The organism is Pseudomonas sp. 2(2015) (genome assembly GCF_000955865.1).
Taxonomy (GTDB): Bacteria; Pseudomonadota; Gammaproteobacteria; order Pseudomonadales; family Pseudomonadaceae; genus Aquipseudomonas.
Genome location: NZ_JYOF01000022.1, coordinates 67,114 through 86,283 on the forward strand (window position 1 = coordinate 67,114; position 19,170 = coordinate 86,283).

Annotated in this window: 24 protein-coding genes and 2 pseudogenes; 14 read left to right on the plus strand and 12 right to left on the minus strand. The window is 57.3% G+C overall.

What is annotated here, in order from left to right; all coding sequences use genetic code 11:
* The first annotated feature begins 16 nt into the window (after window positions 1-16).
* Both UB48_RS24670 and UB48_RS24675 read left to right on the plus strand, forming a co-directional pair.
* On the plus strand, window positions 17-1,396 hold the full coding sequence (locus UB48_RS24670) for a DUF1329 domain-containing protein (protein WP_045201646.1): 1,380 nt from the start codon (window positions 17-19) through the stop codon (window positions 1,394-1,396).
* A 139-nt stretch (window positions 1,397-1,535) separates the two neighbouring features.
* Window positions 1,536-1,871 (plus strand): hypothetical protein, encoded by a 336-nt coding sequence (locus UB48_RS24675; RefSeq protein WP_143013296.1) that lies wholly within the window; start codon window positions 1,536-1,538, stop codon window positions 1,869-1,871.
* Here the strand turns inward: UB48_RS24675 and UB48_RS24680 are convergent.
* The 3 genes from UB48_RS24680 to UB48_RS24690 form a co-directional block, all read right to left on the minus strand.
* Window positions 1,868-2,200, minus strand: coding sequence for a hypothetical protein (locus tag UB48_RS24680; protein WP_045201648.1), 333 nt, complete (start codon window positions 2,198-2,200; stop codon window positions 1,868-1,870). The two genes, UB48_RS24675 and UB48_RS24680, sit on opposite strands and share 4 nt — an antisense overlap.
* Window positions 2,201-2,280: 80 nt before the next feature.
* Entirely contained in the window at window positions 2,281-2,745 is a 465-nt protein-coding gene (locus tag UB48_RS24685; RefSeq protein WP_052676574.1) for a hypothetical protein, read from the minus strand.
* Window positions 2,746-2,800: 55 nt separating this feature from the next.
* A complete protein-coding gene (locus tag UB48_RS24690) occupies window positions 2,801-3,799 on the minus strand; it encodes a hypothetical protein (RefSeq protein WP_156160248.1) in 999 nt (332 codons plus the stop codon).
* A gap of 307 nt (window positions 3,800-4,106) precedes the next feature.
* Between UB48_RS24690 and UB48_RS24695 the strand changes: the two genes are divergently transcribed.
* Window positions 4,107-6,539, plus strand: a complete 2,433-nt coding sequence (locus UB48_RS24695; RefSeq protein ID WP_045201651.1) for a membrane-bound PQQ-dependent dehydrogenase, glucose/quinate/shikimate family — start codon at window positions 4,107-4,109, stop codon at window positions 6,537-6,539.
* Window positions 6,540-6,634: 95 nt separating this feature from the next.
* On the opposite strand, the gene UB48_RS24700 is transcribed toward UB48_RS24695, so the two are convergent.
* Together UB48_RS24700 and UB48_RS24705 are read right to left on the minus strand one after the other, a co-directional pair.
* Window positions 6,635-7,315, minus strand: coding sequence for a hypothetical protein (locus UB48_RS24700; RefSeq protein ID WP_156160249.1), 681 nt, complete (start codon window positions 7,313-7,315; stop codon window positions 6,635-6,637).
* 35 nt (window positions 7,316-7,350) lie between these two features.
* Complete coding sequence (locus tag UB48_RS24705) at window positions 7,351-7,533, minus strand: hypothetical protein (protein WP_045201655.1); 183 nt, start codon at window positions 7,531-7,533, stop codon at window positions 7,351-7,353.
* 120 nt (window positions 7,534-7,653) lie between these two features.
* On the opposite strand from UB48_RS24705, the gene UB48_RS24710 reads away from it, so the two are divergent.
* The 4 genes from UB48_RS24710 to UB48_RS24725 all read left to right on the plus strand — a co-directional run bounded on the left by UB48_RS24710 (window position 7,654) and on the right by UB48_RS24725 (window position 9,522).
* Window positions 7,654-8,310 (plus strand): histidine phosphatase family protein, encoded by a 657-nt coding sequence (locus UB48_RS24710; RefSeq protein WP_045201657.1) that lies wholly within the window; start codon window positions 7,654-7,656, stop codon window positions 8,308-8,310.
* A gap of 35 nt (window positions 8,311-8,345) precedes the next feature.
* A complete protein-coding gene (locus UB48_RS24715; RefSeq protein WP_045201659.1) occupies window positions 8,346-8,600 on the plus strand; it encodes a helix-hairpin-helix domain-containing protein in 255 nt (84 codons plus the stop codon).
* Window positions 8,601-8,658: 58 nt separating this feature from the next.
* Window positions 8,659-9,135 (plus strand): GNAT family N-acetyltransferase, encoded by a 477-nt coding sequence (locus UB48_RS24720; RefSeq protein WP_045201661.1) that lies wholly within the window; start codon window positions 8,659-8,661, stop codon window positions 9,133-9,135.
* Between the two features lie 126 nt (window positions 9,136-9,261).
* The gene (locus UB48_RS24725) at window positions 9,262-9,522 is read left to right on the plus strand and encodes a DUF6429 family protein (protein WP_045201663.1); all 261 of its coding nucleotides are present in this window, start codon (window positions 9,262-9,264) and stop codon (window positions 9,520-9,522) included.
* 164 nt (window positions 9,523-9,686) lie between these two features.
* On the opposite strand, the gene UB48_RS27140 is transcribed toward UB48_RS24725, so the two are convergent.
* Window positions 9,687-10,082 carry an SMI1/KNR4 family protein gene (locus UB48_RS27140; protein WP_052676575.1) on the minus strand — a complete coding sequence of 132 codons (396 nt, stop codon included), beginning with the start codon at window positions 10,080-10,082 and terminating at the stop codon, window positions 9,687-9,689.
* Between the two features lie 123 nt (window positions 10,083-10,205).
* On the opposite strand from UB48_RS27140, the gene UB48_RS27840 reads away from it, so the two are divergent.
* The 3 genes from UB48_RS27840 to UB48_RS24740 all read left to right on the plus strand — a co-directional run bounded on the left by UB48_RS27840 (window position 10,206) and on the right by UB48_RS24740 (window position 12,854).
* Window positions 10,206-10,361, plus strand: a complete 156-nt coding sequence (locus tag UB48_RS27840) for a hypothetical protein (RefSeq protein ID WP_156160250.1) — start codon at window positions 10,206-10,208, stop codon at window positions 10,359-10,361.
* 1,770 nt (window positions 10,362-12,131) lie between these two features.
* A complete protein-coding gene (locus UB48_RS24735; RefSeq protein ID WP_045201665.1) occupies window positions 12,132-12,461 on the plus strand; it encodes a type II toxin-antitoxin system RelE/ParE family toxin in 330 nt (109 codons plus the stop codon).
* Between the two features lie 108 nt (window positions 12,462-12,569).
* Window positions 12,570-12,854 carry a helix-turn-helix domain-containing protein gene (locus UB48_RS24740; protein ID WP_045201697.1) on the plus strand — a complete coding sequence of 95 codons (285 nt, stop codon included), beginning with the start codon at window positions 12,570-12,572 and terminating at the stop codon, window positions 12,852-12,854.
* A 187-nt stretch (window positions 12,855-13,041) separates the two neighbouring features.
* On the opposite strand, the gene UB48_RS24745 is transcribed toward UB48_RS24740, so the two are convergent.
* Together UB48_RS24745 and UB48_RS24750 are read right to left on the minus strand one after the other, a co-directional pair.
* Window positions 13,042-14,085 carry a phage portal protein gene (locus UB48_RS24745; protein WP_045201667.1) on the minus strand — a complete coding sequence of 348 codons (1,044 nt, stop codon included), beginning with the start codon at window positions 14,083-14,085 and terminating at the stop codon, window positions 13,042-13,044.
* A pseudogene (locus UB48_RS24750) lies at window positions 14,085-14,552 on the minus strand (terminase); the annotation flags it as partial. The gene UB48_RS24745 and the pseudogene UB48_RS24750, both read right to left, overlap by 1 nt.
* 29 nt (window positions 14,553-14,581) lie before the next feature.
* On the opposite strand from UB48_RS24750, the gene UB48_RS27845 reads away from it, so the two are divergent.
* Complete coding sequence (locus tag UB48_RS27845; protein WP_156160251.1) at window positions 14,582-14,749, plus strand: hypothetical protein; 168 nt, start codon at window positions 14,582-14,584, stop codon at window positions 14,747-14,749.
* A 622-nt stretch (window positions 14,750-15,371) separates the two neighbouring features.
* On the opposite strand, the gene UB48_RS24760 is transcribed toward UB48_RS27845, so the two are convergent.
* The 3 genes and pseudogenes from UB48_RS24760 to UB48_RS24775 all read right to left on the minus strand — a co-directional run bounded on the left by UB48_RS24760 (window position 15,372) and on the right by UB48_RS24775 (window position 16,546).
* Entirely contained in the window at window positions 15,372-15,554 is a 183-nt protein-coding gene (locus UB48_RS24760; RefSeq protein ID WP_045201671.1) for a YodC family protein, read from the minus strand.
* 322 nt (window positions 15,555-15,876) lie between these two features.
* Window positions 15,877-16,223: pseudogene (locus UB48_RS24770) on the minus strand (hypothetical protein).
* Entirely contained in the window at window positions 16,220-16,546 is a 327-nt protein-coding gene (locus tag UB48_RS24775; RefSeq protein WP_045201675.1) for a hypothetical protein, read from the minus strand. Before UB48_RS24775 ends, UB48_RS24770 begins: the two are co-directional and overlap by 4 nt.
* A 193-nt stretch (window positions 16,547-16,739) precedes the next feature.
* Between UB48_RS24775 and UB48_RS24780 the strand changes: the two genes are divergently transcribed.
* The 3 genes from UB48_RS24780 to UB48_RS24790 all read left to right on the plus strand — a co-directional run bounded on the left by UB48_RS24780 (window position 16,740) and on the right by UB48_RS24790 (window position 18,527).
* On the plus strand, window positions 16,740-16,922 hold the full coding sequence (locus tag UB48_RS24780) for a type II toxin-antitoxin system HicA family toxin (protein WP_045201677.1): 183 nt from the start codon (window positions 16,740-16,742) through the stop codon (window positions 16,920-16,922).
* Window positions 16,923-16,989: 67 nt separating this feature from the next.
* A complete protein-coding gene (locus UB48_RS24785) occupies window positions 16,990-17,415 on the plus strand; it encodes a type II toxin-antitoxin system HicB family antitoxin (protein ID WP_045201678.1) in 426 nt (141 codons plus the stop codon).
* Between the two features lie 161 nt (window positions 17,416-17,576).
* A complete protein-coding gene (locus tag UB48_RS24790; RefSeq protein WP_045201680.1) occupies window positions 17,577-18,527 on the plus strand; it encodes a hypothetical protein in 951 nt (316 codons plus the stop codon).
* 388 nt (window positions 18,528-18,915) lie between these two features.
* Here the strand turns inward: UB48_RS24790 and UB48_RS28270 are convergent.
* On the minus strand, window positions 18,916-19,170 hold a 255-nt coding region (locus UB48_RS28270; protein WP_275560800.1), incomplete at its 5' end, for a hypothetical protein.

Sequence of the window (19,170 nt, forward strand, 5' to 3'; positions counted from 1 at the left end):
GATGGAGGAGCACCGCATGTCTACTCTCACGCATCCCTGGTTGCGCACCACCCTGGCGGCCGCCCTGCTCGGCGCAAGCCTGGCCCACGCCAGTGTCAGCAATAACGATGCCGCGCGCCTGGGCCAGGACCTGACCCCGGTCGGCGCCGAGCGCGCCGGCAACGCCGATGGCAGCATTCCGGCCTGGACCGGCAAATGGCGCGGGCTGCCGGCGCATCTGAAATTCGCCGGCCCAGGCACGCCCTACCCCGACCCATACGCCGACGAAAAACCGCTGTTCACCATCACCGCGCAGAACGTCGAGCAATACGCCGCCAACCTCACCGACGGCCAGAAGGCGCTGTTCAAGCGCTACCCCAACTCGTTCAAGATCCCGGTCTACCCCAGCCATCGGGACTTCAGGGTCGACCAGGCCAGCGAAGATGCGCTCACGCGCAACGCACTGAACGCCACGCTCAGCGCCGACGGCAACGATGCCCTCAACGCCTTCGGCGCCTCGCCGTTCCCGATCCCGAAGAACGGCAACGAGCTGATCCTCAACCACAACATGCAGGCACGGGCGGTCACCGAAGAGGCCAACTACCAGCAGGTGGTGGTGTATGCCGACAACAACAAGGCCCTGGAGAAGGTCAACTACAAGATCTACTCGCTGTGGTCCGACCCCAAGCAGAGCGCGCAAAGCGTCAACGGCGTGTTCACCGACTTTTTGCTCACCACCCTTGAGCCGGTGCGCAAGAAAGGCGAGATCATCGTCGGCCACGAATTCATCAACGCCGCCGCCCAACCGCGCCAGGCCTGGCAATACACCCCGGGCCAGCGCCGGGTACGCCGGGCGCCGACCGTGGGCTACGATTCGCCCACCGGTGCCGGCGGCTTTCGCGTCTACGATGAAGACCGCCTGTTCAACGGTGCCACCGACCGCTACGACTGGAGCATCGTCGGCAAAAAAGAAATCTACATCCCCTACAACAACTACAAGATCGACAGCCCCGAGGTGAACACCGCGCAGATCCTCTCCACCAGCGGGCACATCAACCCGGACCTGATGCGCTATGAAAAACACCGGGTGTGGGTGCTGCAGGCAACCCTCAAGCCATCTGCCCGGCACATCTATGCCAAGCGCCTGATCTACATCGATGAAGACAGCTGGGCGGCTACCCTGGCCGACAACTTCGACGCCCGTGGCCAGCTGTGGCGCACCAACATGCAGACCTCGGTGTATGCCTATGAGATCCAGCGCTTCCACGCGCGCCTGGGGATCTACCACGACCTGATCGCCGGCTCCTACCTGGTCGATCGCCTGCTCGACGAGCAAAAGCCGGCCAAGCTCAACGCCAGCAACTTTGCCGCCGACGAGTTCACCCCCGGCAACCTGCGCAAGCTCGGTACCCGCTGAGCCCCAGGCACGCCGCCCTGCTCCCGAGCGCTGCGCTCGGGAGCAGGCGTTTTCGCCGCTGGCGAAGTACAATGGCCGCCGTACTGCCCGCGCATCCCCGCGCGCGGCCCCGCCTTTGAACGATCAATGGATGATCCTGGTGAAACCCCTCAAGAACCGTTTTCTCGCCATCGCCATGCAGGTGGAGCTCAACCTCAGCATCTGGACCGGCGGCCTCTACATGATCTGGGTGCTGTTCGACCGTGATGCGACGCGATACTTCGAGACCTACGCAGTGTTTGCCATCGTCAGCCTCTGCCTGTTCTTCTTCACCGCGCTGTTCGTGCGCTGCCCGGAATGCAACACCTCCATGCACCACCTGTACAAGCCGGGTGAAGGGCTGTTGATGCACCGCGGCTTCCTGCCCCACGAGGTCTTCACCCAGAAGCTGATCGAGTGCCCCAAGTGCAACCAGGTGGTGAAGTTTCGCGATTAGCGCAGGCTGATAACGATTTTGCGCGCAAGCATGCCCACCAACATACCGGCGAGGGTCAGCAGCACATCGGCGCTGAACTTTGCCGAGTAGTCAGGCGCATAAATACGGTCATGGCTGTAGAAGGTCGGGCCGGTGTTGAACAGCGCGTGGTAGCCATTGGGAAAGAACGCCACCGCGCACAGCACCACGATCAAGCCCAGGGTCCAGGCGCCGGTGCCGTCGTAGGACTGGCTACGAAACCAGAGCAGAATCCAGGTGAGCACAGCGGCCAGCAGCGGCGTCCAGAACTGCGAAGTGAGGGCGTTGTAGAATTCAATCGGGAAGTACATGGCGTTGCTGAGTCCTTTCAATGACACGGTGGGTAAAGCGCGGCGAATTCTATCACGGCAGTCTGGTTTACTCAGTGCACTCAACTAAACCAGAAAAATGAAACCACTCCCGCTATCAGGCACACCCACACTATCGACGTCACCCTGGACGCGGCTTCGCTGCGACGACTTAGTTGTTGATCCAGAACTGCCCGGTTCGATTTTCTCTCTCCTTTCTCCCCGAGCTGAAGGTAATCACTCAGCGCATAAATGATCCTGGAGAAATTTTTATGGTGCCGATGATTGCCAGGAAGGTTCGCCCCGACCTTCAAGGACGACTCGATTCTTACAACGCAAACGCCCGGCTCCAGATCATCAACTACGATGGTCACCCGTTCGCCCCAGGAAAACGCCGACATGCCCGCCGACACATCGATTCTGCCGATGAACATGTCGACGTGCGTGGCTTGCAGCCCCAGATTCGGCAGGACTTCGCCTAGCGCTTCGAGCACGACTTCTTTGGGAAACGGAAATTTTTGCTCGGTGGCCTGTGATCCACTGCCCATACGATTGCTCCCGTGCGCCATTCATTTGTGGCTCTGCGTGATACAGGAGGTTAGATCATCGAGCATCGACCTGCGGTGCAAAACTGACCTTTTGCAGTCGGTCCAGCCCTACCCCGTAGTAGAACGAAAACGGCCGCCCGGCCTGATACGCGTAATCGCCACACATCTCGCGCAGGCCCTGGCGCCCAGCGTCGGCCATATCAAAGGGCTGGTAGGGGTGCTCGCCGAGTGATCCGAACTCAATGGTCAGCCAGGTCGAGCGAAACTTGCCGTAGGACATCTGGCTTCCCATGCTGACCTTCAGCCCTCCCGCCTCGAGGCGCTCGCGCAAGTCACGGTCGTCAAAGTACAGGCTGGCAGGCACGCGCAGGGTCATCTTGTCGTGGGTGAGAATGTCCATGCCGCCTTCCAGTTGCGCGCTATCGGCCTTGAAGCCGGTAATGACGAACGGCAAGGCGCTCTGCACGAAACTGTCGAGCTGGCAGCTCACCTCGGCGTTGACCGTGCGGCTACCGGCAAAGGCATGGCGCCGCTCGCTGTCGCTGATACGGGTATCGAGGCTCGTTTCGTAGGGCAAGTCGAACCACAGCGGTATAACCTTGCGCCCCATCGCGACGACGTTGGCAGGCGCCGGGCCGATTTCCCTCCCTGCTGCATTCAGGCGCTTGGCCTGACTGTAGTCCAGCTGCAATTGCACGCTGGAGACCACCGCCTTGCGCGCCTTCAGGATGGTATCGAACTGGCCGGCCAGGGCCTGGCGTTGCGCGGCGCTCAGGGCAGGCTCAGGGCCGCGCAGCACAAGGGTGTCACTGTGCTGGGGATCGAGTTCGATCTGCAACCGTTGCGTATCGATGTGCTGGGTGGCCAACAGCTGCTCGACGGCCTGGCGGTAAACCTCGTGCACTTGCCCGGCGTCACCGCGAGGATGGGCACCGCCCTGGAACTGCAACTGCGCCAGCACCACCCTGGGCTCCTTGAACAAGGCCACAGCGAGCAGTGCACACAGCCCGATACCCGCACCCACCATCAGCTTCCCTGCCGCACTTCGACTCATTACAAGCCTGCTCCTTGACCAAGACATCCGCAGTACACCTGCGGGCGCGGATGATAACCGCCATTAGCGCTTATTGCTTGTGCGGCAAACGCCATTGTTACTGTTTCACCAATAAAGCTTCTCAGCCCCGGGCGTTTATCCGCAAACACCCTCGGCCTAAACTGAAATCAGTTTCCAGGCCAAGCCCCTGCCCCGCTTCCCAGCTGACCAGCGCTGCCTATCAGGCGTTGATGCTGCCAACTTAATTCCCCCCGAGCCTTGCGCACTGCGTGCGTGCAATGCCTATGACTAACGGAACGTATAAACAATGACGGATGACCCTCGAACGCAAACCCGGAAGTTTGCCACGACCGCGAGCGTGCTGTTTTCCCTGCTGGTTCTAGTGATATCGCTGGCGTTGCTATATGGCGGCCTCAAACTGGTGATACTGGGAGGATCAACTTATTACTTGATCGCCGGCCTTGCCTACTTACTGCTGGCGGCACTGTTTTTCTGGCGCAAACGCAGTGGCATTACCCTTTCCGTGGTTATCGCCCTTGTAACCTGTGCCTGGGCATTTTACGAAGTGGGCCAGTTTAGTTACTGGCAACTGCTGCCGCGCCTGGTGGTTCCGGCGATTATCCTGACCCTGAGCCTGTGGGTCGGTGCTGCGTTCCCAGGTACTGCAACGAACACCCGGCGCCTGGCCAACGGCAGCGGTTTTGTCGTGTTTGCGGCGCTGATCGCAACCTTCGTTGCTGCGTTCTATCCGCACGGCGCGATCTCCAACCCGGTCGCTAGCACCGGTGCGCCCGCGCCCAAAGCGCCCGCCTCCGCACCTGAAAACTGGGAATTCTTTGGCCGCAGTGCATCCGGCACGCGCTTTGCGCCGTTCAGCCAGATCACCGCAGACAACGTCAAGGACCTGCAAGTGGCGTGGATCTACCGCACCGGCCGCAGGACCACCGGCAATGGCGCCGGTGTCGACGAAAACACCCCGCTGCAGATCGGCAACGTGCTGTATTCATGCACCCCGGAAAACCTGATCACCGCCCTCGACGGCGACAGCGGCAAGCCGATCTGGAAATTCGACCCGCACGCCAGCAGTGCCGAGCACGTCACCTGCCGCGGCGTGGGCTATTACGACATCGACAAGGACGACAGCCTGAGCACTGAGGTCAAAGCCTCCTACAACGATCAGCAACAATGCCGTCAGCGCATTCTGGTGTCGTCTGTCGATGCGCGCTTGTTTGCCCTCGATGCGCACACCGGCAGCCTGTGCCCGAACTTTGGCGACAACGGCTTCGTCGACCTGAAAAAAGGCATGGGCCCGACCGAGAACAGCAAGCGCTATCACCCGACCTCCCTGCCGGTGGTCATGGGCCACCTCACTGTGGTCGGTGGCTGGGTCCGCGACATCGTCGGCAAAGAACCTTCCGGCGCGGTGCGGGCCTTTGACGTACTCACCGGTGCACTGGTGTGGGCCTGGGATATCGGCGCGCCTGAGGATGCGGATACCACCGCCGCCGATCACGCCTTCACGCTGGAAACCCCTAACGTCTGGACCGTCCCGACTTTCGACAAGGAACTGAACCTGGTCTACCTGCCAACCGGCAACGGCCCGCCCGACTATTGGGGTGGCGACCGCAACCAGGCCAAGGAAAAGTATGGCTCGGCCGTGGTTGCCGTCGATGCCTCGACCGGCAAAGCGAAATGGGTTTACCAGACCGTTCACCACGACGTGTGGGACTATGACCTGCCATCGCAGCCGGTGCTGTACGACATCAAGAATGCCCAGGGCGAAAAAACCCCGGTGCTGATCCAGACCAGTAAAACCGGCAACATCTTCGTACTGGACCGCCGAACCGGCCAGCCGGTTACCGAAGTGCAGGAGCGCCCGGTGCCGACCGCACCTGCTGCAGAAGGCGAACACCTGGCGCCCACCCAACCGCACTCGGTGGGCATGCCGGTGATTGGTGCCGAGCCACTGACTGAAAAGTCCATGTGGGGCGTGAGCACCTTCGACCAACTGTACTGCCGCATCATGTTCAAGGACTCCGTCTACGTCGGCCCCTTTACCCCGCCAACCGAAAAACCCTACATCGAATGGCCGGGCCTGTTGGGCGGCATGAACTGGGGTGGTATTTCCATCGACGAAAACACCGGCATGATGTTCGTCAACGACATGCGCGTGCCGCTGCGTATGGCCCTGGTTACCAAGGAAAACACCAAGAAGTTTAAAGTCTCGACCGATGAAGTGCCTGGCTTCATGGGCACCATTCGCCCACAAGTTGCTGGCATTTATGGCGGGGTGAAAATCGATATTCTGCAATCCCCCCTGGGCGTACCGTGCAACAGCCCGCCGTTCGGCAGTATGAGCGCCATCGACCTGAATACCCAGAAACTGGTCTGGCAAGTGCCGCTGGGCACTGTCCAGGACACCGGCCCACTGGGGATCAAAACCCACCTGCCGATCCCGCTGGGCATGCCGACCCTTGGCGGGCCGACCTCAACGGCGTCCGGCCTGGTGTTCTTTGCCGGCACCCAGGATTACTACCTGCGCGCGCTCGACTCGGCCACCGGTAAAGAAGTGTGGAAAGCCCGCCTGCCGGTCGGTGCTGTAGCGGCGCCGTTGATCTACCAGTCGCCGGCCACCGGCCGGCAATATGTGGTGATCTCGGCGGGCGGCATGAGCCATTCGCCGGATGTGGGCGACTACATCATTGCTTATGCGTTGCCGGCGGGAACGGGGAAGCAATAAGTTGCTTAGCGCCACGTAAAAATAATCCCCGGTATTCGGGGATTGTTTTTTTGAGGGGTTCATTTGAGCGGCTGTTTGAACCGCCCCGCTGCAGATCACGCAAACTCCCAATCCCGCTCCAGATACTCAACCTCGGCAGGTAACAGCTCACGCAACAGCGCCAGGCACTGTTCGAACATCGCTATGTCGGGCAGGCGCAGTTCGAAGCCGATGGACAGGTTACTGATATGCGGGACCAGGATCCGGCGCTTGCGGTCGATGGTCAGGTAGCGATATTGCTCCCACCCGGGGCCATGTTCATGTTTCGCACAGGCTTCGGGCGAAGGCGGCACCATCTCGCGAGTGAACAGGATATAAGCGATAAACAGCGGCGTCAGCAACAACCACCAGGTGCCGGTCGCCACGGCCAGCCAGAGCATCAGCAGCGCCTCGATTACCACAACCACGACGATGGTGATCCTGGCGGCGCGATCGGAGCGCACGTACTTGCTGATGGTTATGCCGTCGCGGGTGAGCTGGAATGAAAGGTGGGTTCTGACCGTTAATAACAGCAGCATCAGGACGTACATCATCGCGCATAGCCCGTAGACCCACTTGTCGGCGCCCAGCCAACTGAACATACCGGCCGCCCCGAGCACTGCGATGGTCATCGCCAGGATGCCATTGCGCAGGTCCCTGGGCGCAATCAGGCGCGCCTTGATCGACCAGTTCATCAATGTATCGGGCGGGTTTGCTGCAGGGCGTTCAGCGGGGTCGGTCGGTTGTGGGTTGTGCACGGATATCCTTATCTTCGAATGCTGTCGCGGCTCACTCAAGCCCGTCGACGTCTCGAATAGAATTCGATCGCAACCAGTACGATGCCGGGTATTAGCAAGCCCAGACCGGTGTAAGCAAATGCAGGTTGCCCGGATAACCCCACGGCAATGAAGCCCGAGCCCATGGCAATCAGTGGCGCGCCGGCCAGGATGAAAGGCTTTTTGCTTGGGTTGCTCATGTCAAACCTCCTTGTTTTATGGCTGCATGGCAGTCAGCCATGATGCACCATCTTAAACCAGATTGCCGTTATGCTGCGCAACAGGACAATCAACACTCACGTTGAAAAGACAGGTCGTCAATGAAGCATATCAAGCTGATTCGCCACGGCGAAAGCGCTGCCAACGCAGGCCAAGCCAGTCGCGATCATGCGAGCATTGCCCTTACTCAAAAGGGAATCGAACAAGCGCAGCGGGTGGCCCATTCGTTCACCCAGGCGCCGCAATTAATTGTTGCCTCGCCATTCTTTCGAGCCCAGGCAACCGCCAGGGCGACGGCCACCGCCTTCCCTGCCGTGCCGTTCGAAACCTGGGCTGTGCAAGAGTTCACCTACCTAGAACCTGCGCGCTGTGCCGACACGACAGTGGCCCAACGTCGCAACTGGGTTGAAGCGTACTGGGCCAGATCAGACCCGGCATTCAGGGATGGCGCCGGAGCGGAGTCGTTTTTGGACTTCGTGGCTCGGGCGAAGGCATTCCTGGAACAACTTGCCGCACATCCTGCCCAGGATATTGCAGTGTTCTCCCATGGGCAGTTCATCAATGCTGTTGCCTGGTTACTTGAGTACACGCCAGAGACAATTGATGGCCAGGCAATGACGCAATGGCGGGCATATGAGATTGCCAACCACGTGCCCAATTGTTATGGCTACGCGTTGTGCTGGAGTTCGGACGATGCGAAGTTTCAGGCACAGGTCTGTGCATCGACCCAAACCAAGTTGCAGTGTTTTTATACCTGACCATTCCCCAGGCTACCCAGAAAAGGATTTCGCAAATGCCGTTTTCACCGAATGAACGAGCTGCATTGCTCACCCTCAAGGGCGTCGGCCCAACCGTCATTACCCGGCTCGAACAGATGGGGATTGAATCGCTGGCAGAACTGGGCAATGCGGATGTCAGTGACATACTGGCTCAGGCCTCGGCGGCACTGGGCTCGACCTGCTGGAAGAACAGCCCGCAAGCGCGAGCAGCGATTACTGCTGCGGTTGAGCTTGCGAAAGGGGCTGCTAGTTTCAAGCCCGCCGGCTAGATTGGTTGGCCTGCGCGAGTGCAAACCTGTGCATCAAACATTGCGGAAAAGGCAAAGCATGGACCTGCAATTCAAGCGACTCAGTGAAATCAGCAGCGCCGACATCATTGAGCTCAACAACAACCCGCGGGTCTTGCGCCACATGCCTTTGGGCCGCCCCGACTTTGACGAAGCCAAATGCGCAGCGTGGGTCGCCGAGAAAGAGTCGCAGTGGCTGCTCAATGGCTATGGCCCGTGGGCGTTCACGGTGGATCAACGATTTGCCGGCTGGGGTGGGCTGCAGCTAACAGAAGGTGATGCAGACCTGGCGCTGGTTTTACATCCGGACTATTGGGGCTGTGGCAAAGCGATTTTTGCTGAGATCGTTCGGCGAGCCTTTCAGGAGATGGGGCTGGAATCAGTTACCGTTTTGCTTGCGCCTAGCAGAACACGGGTCAAGGGGATGCTTCGGTTAGGGTTTCAGCCGGACGGGGAAGTTTGTTTGGATGGCGTGCGCTTTGTTCGCTATCGGCTTCGGGCATCTGCTGGTGATTGAGGCTGGTGGCAGAAACGGCGGAGATTCTGATGGTATATTGTTATTGGCTCTGCGTACCGCCGCGCAGGGCTGCCAATTGCTACTGGATTTCATGCGCGATACTCAAATACGAGCGGAGCAACGATCATGGAATACGACGACAAACTGATTGAAGATGCAGTGCTTGCCCTGTTGGTAGCCTTTAGTTCCGACGATGGCAATGCCTGGAAAGGGTTCGATTTCGAGATCATGAATCGACTGCATGAGCAGGGCTTCATTAATGATCCGATAAACAAGAGTAAATCGATCTGGTTGACGGCGGAGGGGCTGGAGCGAGGTCGGCGGATAGCTGACCGGTTATTTGGGGTGAAAGCTCAAGCAGTGCATGCAACCAACGCTGATATCTGAGTGGATGCACGCGTGGATGAGTCGACACGCCCCCTGGCACAACGCCTGGTGCTCTGCGATCGAGCAAAAGGCTTCGCCCTCCACTACAGTTCGCTGTCGGCTTCTCGCAAACGCGAGCGCTTGAATACAACGACGGTAACTACGGAGGGAATAGAGCCTCGCCGCTAATTCAACAGATCGCGCAGGTACTCCTGAAAACTGGCGGCAACTACATGAGCCTGCCCATCGAGCGGATCAATCTCGACTACCTGCCAGGCGTTGTCGGTATCGAAGCCTGCGCAGTAGCCCTGCATGTCATCACCGAACAACAGAATTCCCTCCAGCGCGGTGGCACTGTCAGCATCGTAAATTTCATTCGGCGCTAGCAGACCGTCATACAGAATGAACAGCGGCTGCTCCGCACCTACTGCTCCGCTTCCGAATTCCTTCAGGAAGGCGCTGTAATCCTCGGGAAGAGACGGATAGCATTCGCTCAGGTGTGCAAGCATTGATGAGGCAACAGGCTGGAGTTTGCTTAGCATGCTGCTGTGCGGGGCACTGTCTTTTAAGTCCTGGAACATCCAATTATCGCCTGACAAAAATACAAATTCAGCCCATCCTAGCGAGTCCGGGCTGGTGGTACGAAGTAAATCATCCCCTTCTAGCGATAGTCGGCCTACTTCCAACGATACAAGGATGTCATGGTGCAAGACCCCAGCCTACCCAAAAACAGTGAGCCTGCGGTAAACGGGGTGGTCATCAATCAGCTGATGCGCCAAGCGCTTGAGGCAGTAACGCTCAGTGGTAAAAATTTGCCAGATGAGCTGAATGAACTGATCGCGGAAGGGTTCAGTGAGTGAGAGCAGTCTTTTTTACTGACCGCTTTCAAGAAAAGACTTGGAACTCTGCAAAAAGCGCTCTGCCCGGACGAGACAAGCATTGAATGCTGGGTCAACTCACTGCGGATCGACGATTACCTCGAGGACGATCACCTTGCACAGGCCTTGCTGTTGATCAACGCCGTGTTTCAGCAGTGGCGCACACAGTATCCACAACAGACATTGATCGCAGTAGCGTCGACCGACGAATTTGGCGCAGCCGTTAAGTTTTACCTATCAAGAACAGAACAATCGTGGCTGGGTGGTGATATTGAAGGCTTTATTCAGCCCGTTCTGGTGACGGACTCGAGGCAGTTGCCATTCCGGTAAACTCACATTCCAAGGTACCGCCAAAACCATCTGCCGGATGCCCGCGAGCGCCTTATCATTTTCCGTTCGTAGCGGGCATAAAGGCACCCACGAAGAAAACGCTCGCAGGCCCTATGAGCCAACTGACAGTGGTTCCTGGACTGAGAATTGGCACAGCGATAGTGACTGCAATCAGAGCTATGCCCATCCATAGCCGCCTACGCGGTGTGAGCCACTGTTGAAGCTGTTCCAGCCTTTTGCTCATTACAGCTCTCCCCGCCTGGAAAGAAGTGAAGCATATCACCTGCGTCAACGAAGCATGCCATCCCGGCTAGGCTGGTATGAACGAAACGGACATGATTCCGGAGAAGGGAGCGCGCACGCAGAAGGCAAAATAGTGAACGTCTTCGAAGCGATTCCTTGCCGAATTGGAAGCGATATACCAAGCGTGTTCCCAAGGCCCTGTTTTTCGACCCTCAGAAACGCAAAAAGCCCTGAATAATCAGGGCTTTGAAGATGGCGGAAGCGTAGAGATTCGAACTCAACGTAAAGGCTCGCGCCGGGCTGCAGGCCTTGATTTACGTGGGTGTGCAGGCGCGTGTCGACGTGTTTTTGTTCCCAAGGTGTTCCCAGTGCCTTTGTGAGCAAGACCTGCGCGGTACCCTCTCCATGGGGTTATCCGCGTTTCAGGTTGACCCATCAAAAAGAGGTAATTTAGGTAACCGATTTTTTTGAAGGCGTGAAATCCCTTACAGAACAATGTGTTGAGTGAATTTACTAAAGGTAATTTTTTGGTAATTGAAAGGTAAGTGAATTACCTCTGTGAGCGGTTAAAATGGGAAAACGTAGTTCCCTTTAAAATCAATAGGTTAGAGCAAAATTACCTTTTCTATTACCTCAAATTACCTTTTCAGGTAATCGCTGCACCCCTTGTAAATCAAGGCCTCCAAGCCTGTCCGACCTACCCCCTTACCAAAATTACCTCTTCGAGAGGGTGCTCCTGAAAAAGGCCCCAGAAGCACCACAGTCGACGCATTGGAGAAACGGTGGGGAATGCAGGGATTCGCAGGGTTTCGCCGCCCTAGCTATGCCCCAGCAGCCCAGAGCCTGGGGCGACGCGAGCGATCCGCAGGGGTGCAGAAAAAACGGCACATTTAGACCGCCGGCGTGGCGGGGGGACGAGTGCGCGCGCCAGGTGGAATACCTCCACCGACAAACAAGAGAGCAGCACCTATTACGGGTAGAGCGAAACCCGTCACTCAGAGCGGGCTGTTGACATTTATATCGAAACAGATATAGAGTCATCGGGCTGGTGTGAAAAATCGTCGCAGATTAGCCAATTCGGGCAAGCGAAGTACCCAGCCAACTACAACTGAGGAAATCGTATGGATACCGCAAAGGTCAACAATCATGTAAGTCGACGAAGTCGGCGGAGGAAACTCTATGCAGGACCGCAAAACGAAGGCAATCGAATGGTTGGGCAGCAGTAAGGAAGACCTGCGGGATTTTCCGCCAGTGGCAAGGCAGCGGGCAGGCTACCAGTTGGAAGTGTTACAGGACGGCGATGAGCCGGACGACTGGAAGCCAATGAAGACCGTTGGGCCGGGAGTGCAAGAGATCCGGATCAAGTGTGAAGATGGGGCTTTTCGCGTGTTTTATGTGGTCAACCGACCCGAAGCGATCTATGTGTTGCACGCGTTCCACAAGACCACACAAAAGACGGAAAAGCGCGATATCGATCTGGCAAAAGCCAGGCTGAAATCGCTGGGCTGACTCAGGGGCAGCCCCCTCACCGGCGGGTGCTGGGGGCGAGTGCCTTTACTCAGAGCTACTCAGGAAAGTAAATATTATTAAAAAAGCAGTTAAAAAGTGAGGACCACCATGGCAAACGAACGCTCTACCTCAGTGTGGGATGCGTTGGTTGACTCGCCAGAAGAGGCTGAAAATCTGCGCATTCGTTCTCAGTTGATGAGAGCAATCACCCGGACCGTCAAGTCTTGGGACGTTGCACAGAAAGAAGCGGCCCAGCGGCTGCATGTGACCCAGCCGCGTTTGAATGACCTGCTAAAAGGGAAAATCGACAAGTTCTCCCTGGATGCACTGGTGAATATGTTAGCCAGCGCCAATCTGGAAATTGAAGTAACAGTACGACTGAAAGCCGCCTGAAGGACGTGGGAAACTGGCTAACAGGGATCAACATTACGGGCTGCCTATTGGCGGCCCGCGTTGTTTTTATCCGGTGGAAAGCAATCTCCTGAAGATCTCCAGCCCTGCGCTAAATGTTGCGCGAGTACGGCGTGGGAGCAGAAGGCCACCCTCAGACGGTTCATGTGTTACGCAATCAGACATTAACTCATTGGGTTACTGGAACCTCATAAGGACGGAAGCGCACCACCTCCTCCCCTAACCATTCGTTGATTTGCAGAATCCGTGCCTGCTCCGGCTCCAACTCATTGATAGCCCACACTTCTGAAGCATCGCGGATCGATCCAAAGCCCCCAGCATTCTGCGGCACCACCCCCATCAACTGCGGCGGGATGCGCAGCATGGCGAGCTGGTCATCACGACTGATGTTCTTGATCGCGCCGAAGTCATCCTTCGCTGCCACCTCACTGATCGGGATCAACTGCAGGCCGTCTTTCTTGCCACCTGGTGCGTACATGAACAGGTTGCGGAAGTTGCCCGGCCCTTTGCTGTTCTTCATCGCCGTGCGCAGATCGTTAACGAAGTCCTCATTCTGGGCAGCATCGGTCATGTACATAATGAAACCGGCATGGCTGCCGTTCTGGTAGTACTTGCGCCGGAACAGCGTGGCGCTCTCGTTGAGCAGCGCGCTCTGCAAAGCCGGCAGCCACTCGGGCAGGCCGTAGATCTCCTGGTTGATATCCGCCACCCGCAGGTGGCACACACTCCCGGCCTTGAATTCGTGCTCGTCCCTCCAGCCGCGCACCTGGTGGTAGGTGACCAGGTCATTGCCTCGGCGCATGTACTTGGCCAGACACGGCTGCAGGCCGATGGCCTGGCGCAGCATGTTGTCGCGCTTCTCCAGGTACAGGTTGCCCGACCAGCCCCAGTCCATGACGATCTGCTCGAAGGCCTGGCGGTTCAGCAGCCGGTGCGGGATGAACGTGCGGGCCAGCGCGTTGCGCTTGAAGATCAGGCCTGACTGCAGATAGACGCTCGCCTTCGACGACTTGGCCAGCCCGTCCAAGGATACCGGCGGCTCATACCAGCGGCCGTTGGACCAGCATTCCAGGTAGTCGAGGATCTCCCTGCCATCGAGCACCGGTACCGGATCGCCGAAGGTGAAGGCCATCGACTGCCCGCCCTTGCTCTGGGCCAGGAGCTCGCGTTCTGTTGCGGTCGACGTGCTGGCCAATTCCTGGGGGCTGTTCATCAATAGATCTCCATAATGCCGGTGTTGGCCACGGTCTGGCCCTCCAGCGGCTCGTTGTGCAATGCGTGAAAGAGCGCCCACGCCAGGTCAGCGTGGCCGGTGTTGTCGTTGCGCCCGGCGACGAAAGTGAACTGCCGACCGCCAGGGGTGACTGTTTTACGAATGGCCATCAGGGACTGGGCAAGGTCAGTCCAGCCGGCGTCGAACTCCAGCCGGCCTTTACTGATCACGTCCCACGCCTTCATCACCAGGCGTGCCTTGACCTCGGGGTTGTAGGAGAACGTTCGCACGGCCGGGAAGAACGGGCGCACCAGTTGGGCTACCGCGCTGCCCAGGCCGGTGGTATCGATACCGATATAGGTGACCCAGAAGCGGCGCGTCACCTGGCGGATCGTCTCGGCCTGGGCGGTGAAGTCCATCCCCCGGAACTGGTGGCGCTCCAGCACGCGAAACTTGCCCCCCGGTAAGGGGAAACTGCATTCAATTGGTGACCGATATGAGCAACATCACCATTCGACTGAAGCTGAATGAGCAGCAGGCAAAGCAATACCTGCAATGGCTGGACAGCCAATATGACACCACCAGGCCGAGGTCTGGTACTCCGATCGTTATCGGCATGTTCCCCGCGGTCAGTGTGGCCCCCAGCCGCCAGCTCGGAACATAACCTGCTCCGCCTAGCCCAGCACCACCCGGCCCTGCTTAGCGAATCCAAGGATGCCCAGAGCACGCCAACATTCGCGTCGATGAGGTGCACGCGCTCTTCGTTGTGGATGCTCCCAGCATTAGCCAGGGTCTGGCGGCTGATCTAATCCCACACCTCAGAGGCTGGGGCCAGACGCATACCGAAATTAGAGAGCTCTGAAAGCCCAAGCAGTGATTATGGAGGAATAGGTCTTTCCATCAGTCGCCTGATATTCAAAACGCACGCGAATCAATTTCAGACCGAAAAGTGGGGCGAATACGACTCTCACGGACGAATTAACCGCAGAGGATAGGAGGCTCACAGAGTAAGTGGAGCTACGGAATGCAAAAAATAGAGATTGCTGTGATCTTGATCCTCTGCACGGTCGCAGTTTGGCCATCGCTGAAAAAGCTCTTCACCTGGAAGTCAGTACTGATACTCGCTCTTGGAGGATTCGCCTTCTGGCAAATGGTTAAGGCCTAATCAATAAGAAACCCGGCCCGGTAGGCTCGCTCGATCGCCTTCCAGTCGGGTTGCTTAGTTGTCATCAGCACCTCGAAAAAAAGAAAGACCCCGCATGAAGCGGGATCAAACGATACTCTCTCTACTCTTCGATCTTTCTCAGGGCTTCTGGGATGAAGCTCTGATACTGCAGTGCCTCAGCACTGTTGAACCAGGAACAGCGTACCTGCGGCCTGCCAGAATGCTCATCGTTGTACAAATTCACCACCGTCATGGCTGGGCCACCACTTTTCATAATCACCACGTCGCCAATCTCAAACGTCATGTTAAACCTCCAGAACCTGGATCCAATGGACTGTCGAGGTTATCACGTAGATGTCAATCTGGCAGAGCGTCAATCGGCCTCTGTTCACCCAGCCTAAAAGACCGTCCGCTGCCAAGCGAATCCCGAACTTCATCACTTTGCCGGCAGGCGATCGCAAAACAACAGCACCGATTGCGCTTGATCCGATCCCCGTCCACCCCCAAACATCAGGGGCTGGCCGGAGGATCAGCCAAGGCGACTCGAGCAGATCGGCCGGCGACATCGGTCTGCTCATAATCACTCCCGCGCCACGAAACGGCGCACCGTGAATTTGTGGCGCGAGCTACGGTTTGCGTCGCTCAATCCCGCCCCGGCCATATCGGCAGTCCATCAGGCAATGCTCGCGATTCAGCGTGCGGCACAGCCCTCCTTGACCCGCTGCTAGTACATGACGATGAAGATATGCCGAGCGCCGGCCATAGCCAGGGTGTCGTACAGAGTCGTCCCGGCCATCGATGGCGTGAAGAACCCACGATCCGCCCGGGCAAGGATGGCGTAGCCGCTCAGGACGATGGTGGCATAGATGATCTTGCCGATCACACCGTCCCGCACCTTGCCGCTCAGCACGCACCAGGTCGCCCAGATGGCGATCACGCCAGCGGATGCACCGTTGATGTACTCGAGGATCATCCCGCACCTCCCCCGAACCTGGATTTGATCAGAGACCAAAGGTCGGCGGCTTTGATTGCACGGTGAATGGCGGCGATGAGGGAGCCACCAAAGGTACCCAGGAGGAAGCCGACACCGGCAACGCTCCGAGGCTCAACAATTCCGAAGTAGGCGCTGACCATGCCGGTCAGGTAGTGCGCACAGGCAGCACCCGTGGACAGGAACAGCAGCCAGGCCTTTCGGTCAGTCTGGTCATCCCGGTGCCACCAACTGGCGACAACGGCCCCGATGAGGCCCGCATTAGCCCAGTCGAGTTTTTCGAGCAGGCGGTGAAAAAGCTCCATGCGCTCGACTCCGATGGGCACGATTGGAATTGGAACGGCCCCAGCAGCACTCCCAGCTTGGAGCAATGGATGTGGCGGAGCCGAAAACGAAAAAGCCCAGCTCAATGACTGGGCCTGGAATAAATACCACAAAAACGTTGTAAAACCACAAATTAGTAGTATACTGGATTCATCCAAACAACGAGGCGAGGTGATGAAGTACAGCGAGTTCAGGCGATGGTTGAAGGCCCAAGGGGTGACCTTCGAAGCAGGCAAAGGAAGCCACTTCAAAGTCACCGCCCCAAACGGCAAGCAAACGGTCTTTGCGGACCACGGCTCAAAGGAAATGAAAGAGCCAACCCGCAAAGGAATCATCAAACAGCTGGGGCTTGAATGAGCCCCAGCTCACTCGCATTCATCACCCGCAAACATTCAACAGAGAGCCGCCGAGTGGAGGGCTAGAAATGTTTGATTACCCCGTGACTATTCACGAAGACGAAAACCCAGGTGTCGCTGTTACTTGTGACGACCTGCCAGAGCTCAACAGTGCCGGCGACGATATTGCTGATGCGCTGCGGGAGGCCGTGGACGGGATTGAAACCGCGTTGTCGCTCTACGTGGATCAACGTCGCGCCATTCCTGCCGCGTCCGAGCCAGCACCTGGTCAGCACGTCGTGCAGCTGCCAGCGGTGACTGTGGCGAAGATCGTGCTGTGGAACGAGATGATGGCCCGCGATATGCGCAAGGCCGATCTGTGCCGTCTGCTGGGCTTGGCCCAGACCCAGGGCGATCGCTTGGTCGACTTCCTGCACACTTCGAAAATGGAAGCGATTGAGAAAGCCTTGGCTGCGCTCGGTAAGCGCCTAGTAGTGTCTGTCGAGTCGACTTAACGTGTATCCCCCGGATTGGTCGCAGAACGGACGGCGCCTTAGACTACCAAACGAAGGCTGCACGCCCGGTGTAAAGGCCCCGTTTTCGCTGCCGATATCTAACAATCACTCTGAATCGGCCATCTGGCCATACCGTATGGAAACTCAATTGGAGCGGAGCCGTGCTTGATACCATTTACATCATTGATGAGTACCTGGCTAAACCTAAGCAGCAAGACGATGCCTCTTCCCAGAACTTCACAATGGTGGGACGCGGGCCATCCGAAAAACCGCTAGGGTCATTAGCAATCGCGCTCACTCACGATCTTCTGTGGCCGCTTCCTACCTCCGTTGTCCAAGCCGCTATTTCCAGCATCCCGGCTCTGACTAGCCTTGTGAGCGGCGATGCTGGAGAGGATCAGGCTGTAAGAGCCGATAAGGAACAGCTGCTTGCCGCATTTGTGGAGCGCGCGACTTTCACTCCAACTGAGGCGAAAGCTTCTGGATATAGATTCCAACCTGGGCACCCGATGGCGGGAAAGTCATACAGACGCCACCCTCTAGCTGACTTTCCCATCACAGAAACGGAAAATCTTTACATCCCAAGCGAAAGCTATGATTCACATGTCATGGAAGAGCGGGAATCGGAGTTGATCAGGCTTCTGGTATCTCTCGGCGCGACACGGATCAGCATCACCAAAATGACATCCGGTAGCCAAGGAAGTCGTTTTGATTCAGGCGGTTCTCTAAACGCGGGTCCGATAGCATCTGCCGAAGCAGGCTACAAGGCCAATTCCCAACTCACCGCTGTTACCTCCGATATGAGAGTATTCAGTCTTAGCGGATGCCCTTGGAATGCCTCAAAGCAAGTTGATCGCAGCGCATTTTTCTGGCTAGCGTTCGAGCCATCATGGAAAGCAGTCGTTTTTGCAAGAGAGCACGGGGGGTGCACCGAGGCATCAATAGAGCTCAAGGAAAACACCTCTTTCTCCGAAGACAAAACAGTCGAGCTTTCGATTAAAGCCAAAAAAATAGGTGGAAGCGCATCTGTGGGCTTGGGCGATAAGAACGACGAAGAGCGGACGCACTTGATTAGCGTGCAATTCAGCCCAACTACCTCCACCGGCCTGTAGCAACGATCTTGGTGAGCGTCTGTCTAAAATTTACACGCAAAAAAACCCGGCTTTAAGCCGGGCTTTTTGAAGTGTTTGCCATATGCAAAACTCTAATGCCACTACGCGTGCGGGAACGCAATAAGCCCTCAAGCGGCCTCCTTCATTTCGTACAAAACCGCCCCGACCGGAGACAGCGCCTTCTTGTCCATGTCCTCGCACACCTCGAAGCAGATATCCACGGAAGGCTCCCAGTCCCTGGCCCATGCACACGATGGCAGACTCGCGCCGTAGATATCATCGATCCACTTCTTGAACCCCTCACGGCTTGCAAAGGGATCTTCACAGGAAGACTGCCCGCCTTGGTGCATGCGGCGGTAGCTAACACCGCACACCTTCAAGCATCGCCTCAAGTAGCTCGGTAAGGCGTCGCAGATTTATCTACCCGAATAGTGCCATCGATGGAGTTGTCTCGACTGATTTTCCCCACGAACTCCTTCATTGACTGATAGGCCATTTCTTGATACTTCATTGGCCCGACTGTAATGGATGTTATACACTCTAATGGAATGGCGACTTCAATATAAGGGATCAAGATATCCCCTCTAGCACGATACTTTACATCCGCGGCTTCAGGAGCACTGTAGTGGTCAACTAATCCCGG

What these genes read in the sequence shown, in the direction of transcription:
- UB48_RS24670 (WP_045201646.1), top strand. Translation starts at nt 17, where the DNA reads ATGTCTACTCTCACGCATCCCTGGTTGCGCACCACCCTGGCGGCCGCC.
- UB48_RS24680 (WP_045201648.1), bottom strand. Translation starts at nt 2,200, where the DNA reads ATGTACTTCCCGATTGAATTCTACAACGCCCTCACTTCGCAGTTCTGG.
- UB48_RS24685 (WP_052676574.1), bottom strand. Translation starts at nt 2,745, where the DNA reads ATGGGCAGTGGATCACAGGCCACCGAGCAAAAATTTCCGTTTCCCAAA.
- UB48_RS24690 (WP_156160248.1), bottom strand. Translation starts at nt 3,799, where the DNA reads ATGAGTCGAAGTGCGGCAGGGAAGCTGATGGTGGGTGCGGGTATCGGG.
- UB48_RS24695 (WP_045201651.1), top strand. Translation starts at nt 4,107, where the DNA reads ATGACGGATGACCCTCGAACGCAAACCCGGAAGTTTGCCACGACCGCG.
- UB48_RS24705 (WP_045201655.1), bottom strand. Translation starts at nt 7,533, where the DNA reads ATGAGCAACCCAAGCAAAAAGCCTTTCATCCTGGCCGGCGCGCCACTG.
- UB48_RS24710 (WP_045201657.1), top strand. Translation starts at nt 7,654, where the DNA reads ATGAAGCATATCAAGCTGATTCGCCACGGCGAAAGCGCTGCCAACGCA.
- UB48_RS24715 (WP_045201659.1), top strand. Translation starts at nt 8,346, where the DNA reads ATGCCGTTTTCACCGAATGAACGAGCTGCATTGCTCACCCTCAAGGGC.
- UB48_RS24720 (WP_045201661.1), top strand. Translation starts at nt 8,659, where the DNA reads ATGGACCTGCAATTCAAGCGACTCAGTGAAATCAGCAGCGCCGACATC.
- UB48_RS24725 (WP_045201663.1), top strand. Translation starts at nt 9,262, where the DNA reads ATGGAATACGACGACAAACTGATTGAAGATGCAGTGCTTGCCCTGTTG.
- UB48_RS27140 (WP_052676575.1), bottom strand. Translation starts at nt 10,082, where the DNA reads ATGTTCCAGGACTTAAAAGACAGTGCCCCGCACAGCAGCATGCTAAGC.
- UB48_RS24735 (WP_045201665.1), top strand. Translation starts at nt 12,132, where the DNA reads ATGCAGGACCGCAAAACGAAGGCAATCGAATGGTTGGGCAGCAGTAAG.
- UB48_RS24740 (WP_045201697.1), top strand. Translation starts at nt 12,570, where the DNA reads ATGGCAAACGAACGCTCTACCTCAGTGTGGGATGCGTTGGTTGACTCG.
- UB48_RS24745 (WP_045201667.1), bottom strand. Translation starts at nt 14,085, where the DNA reads ATGAACAGCCCCCAGGAATTGGCCAGCACGTCGACCGCAACAGAACGC.
- UB48_RS27845 (WP_156160251.1), top strand. Translation starts at nt 14,582, where the DNA reads ATGAGCAACATCACCATTCGACTGAAGCTGAATGAGCAGCAGGCAAAG.
- UB48_RS24760 (WP_045201671.1), bottom strand. Translation starts at nt 15,554, where the DNA reads ATGACGTTTGAGATTGGCGACGTGGTGATTATGAAAAGTGGTGGCCCA.
- UB48_RS24775 (WP_045201675.1), bottom strand. Translation starts at nt 16,546, where the DNA reads ATGGAGCTTTTTCACCGCCTGCTCGAAAAACTCGACTGGGCTAATGCG.
- UB48_RS24780 (WP_045201677.1), top strand. Translation starts at nt 16,740, where the DNA reads ATGAAGTACAGCGAGTTCAGGCGATGGTTGAAGGCCCAAGGGGTGACC.
- UB48_RS24785 (WP_045201678.1), top strand. Translation starts at nt 16,990, where the DNA reads ATGTTTGATTACCCCGTGACTATTCACGAAGACGAAAACCCAGGTGTC.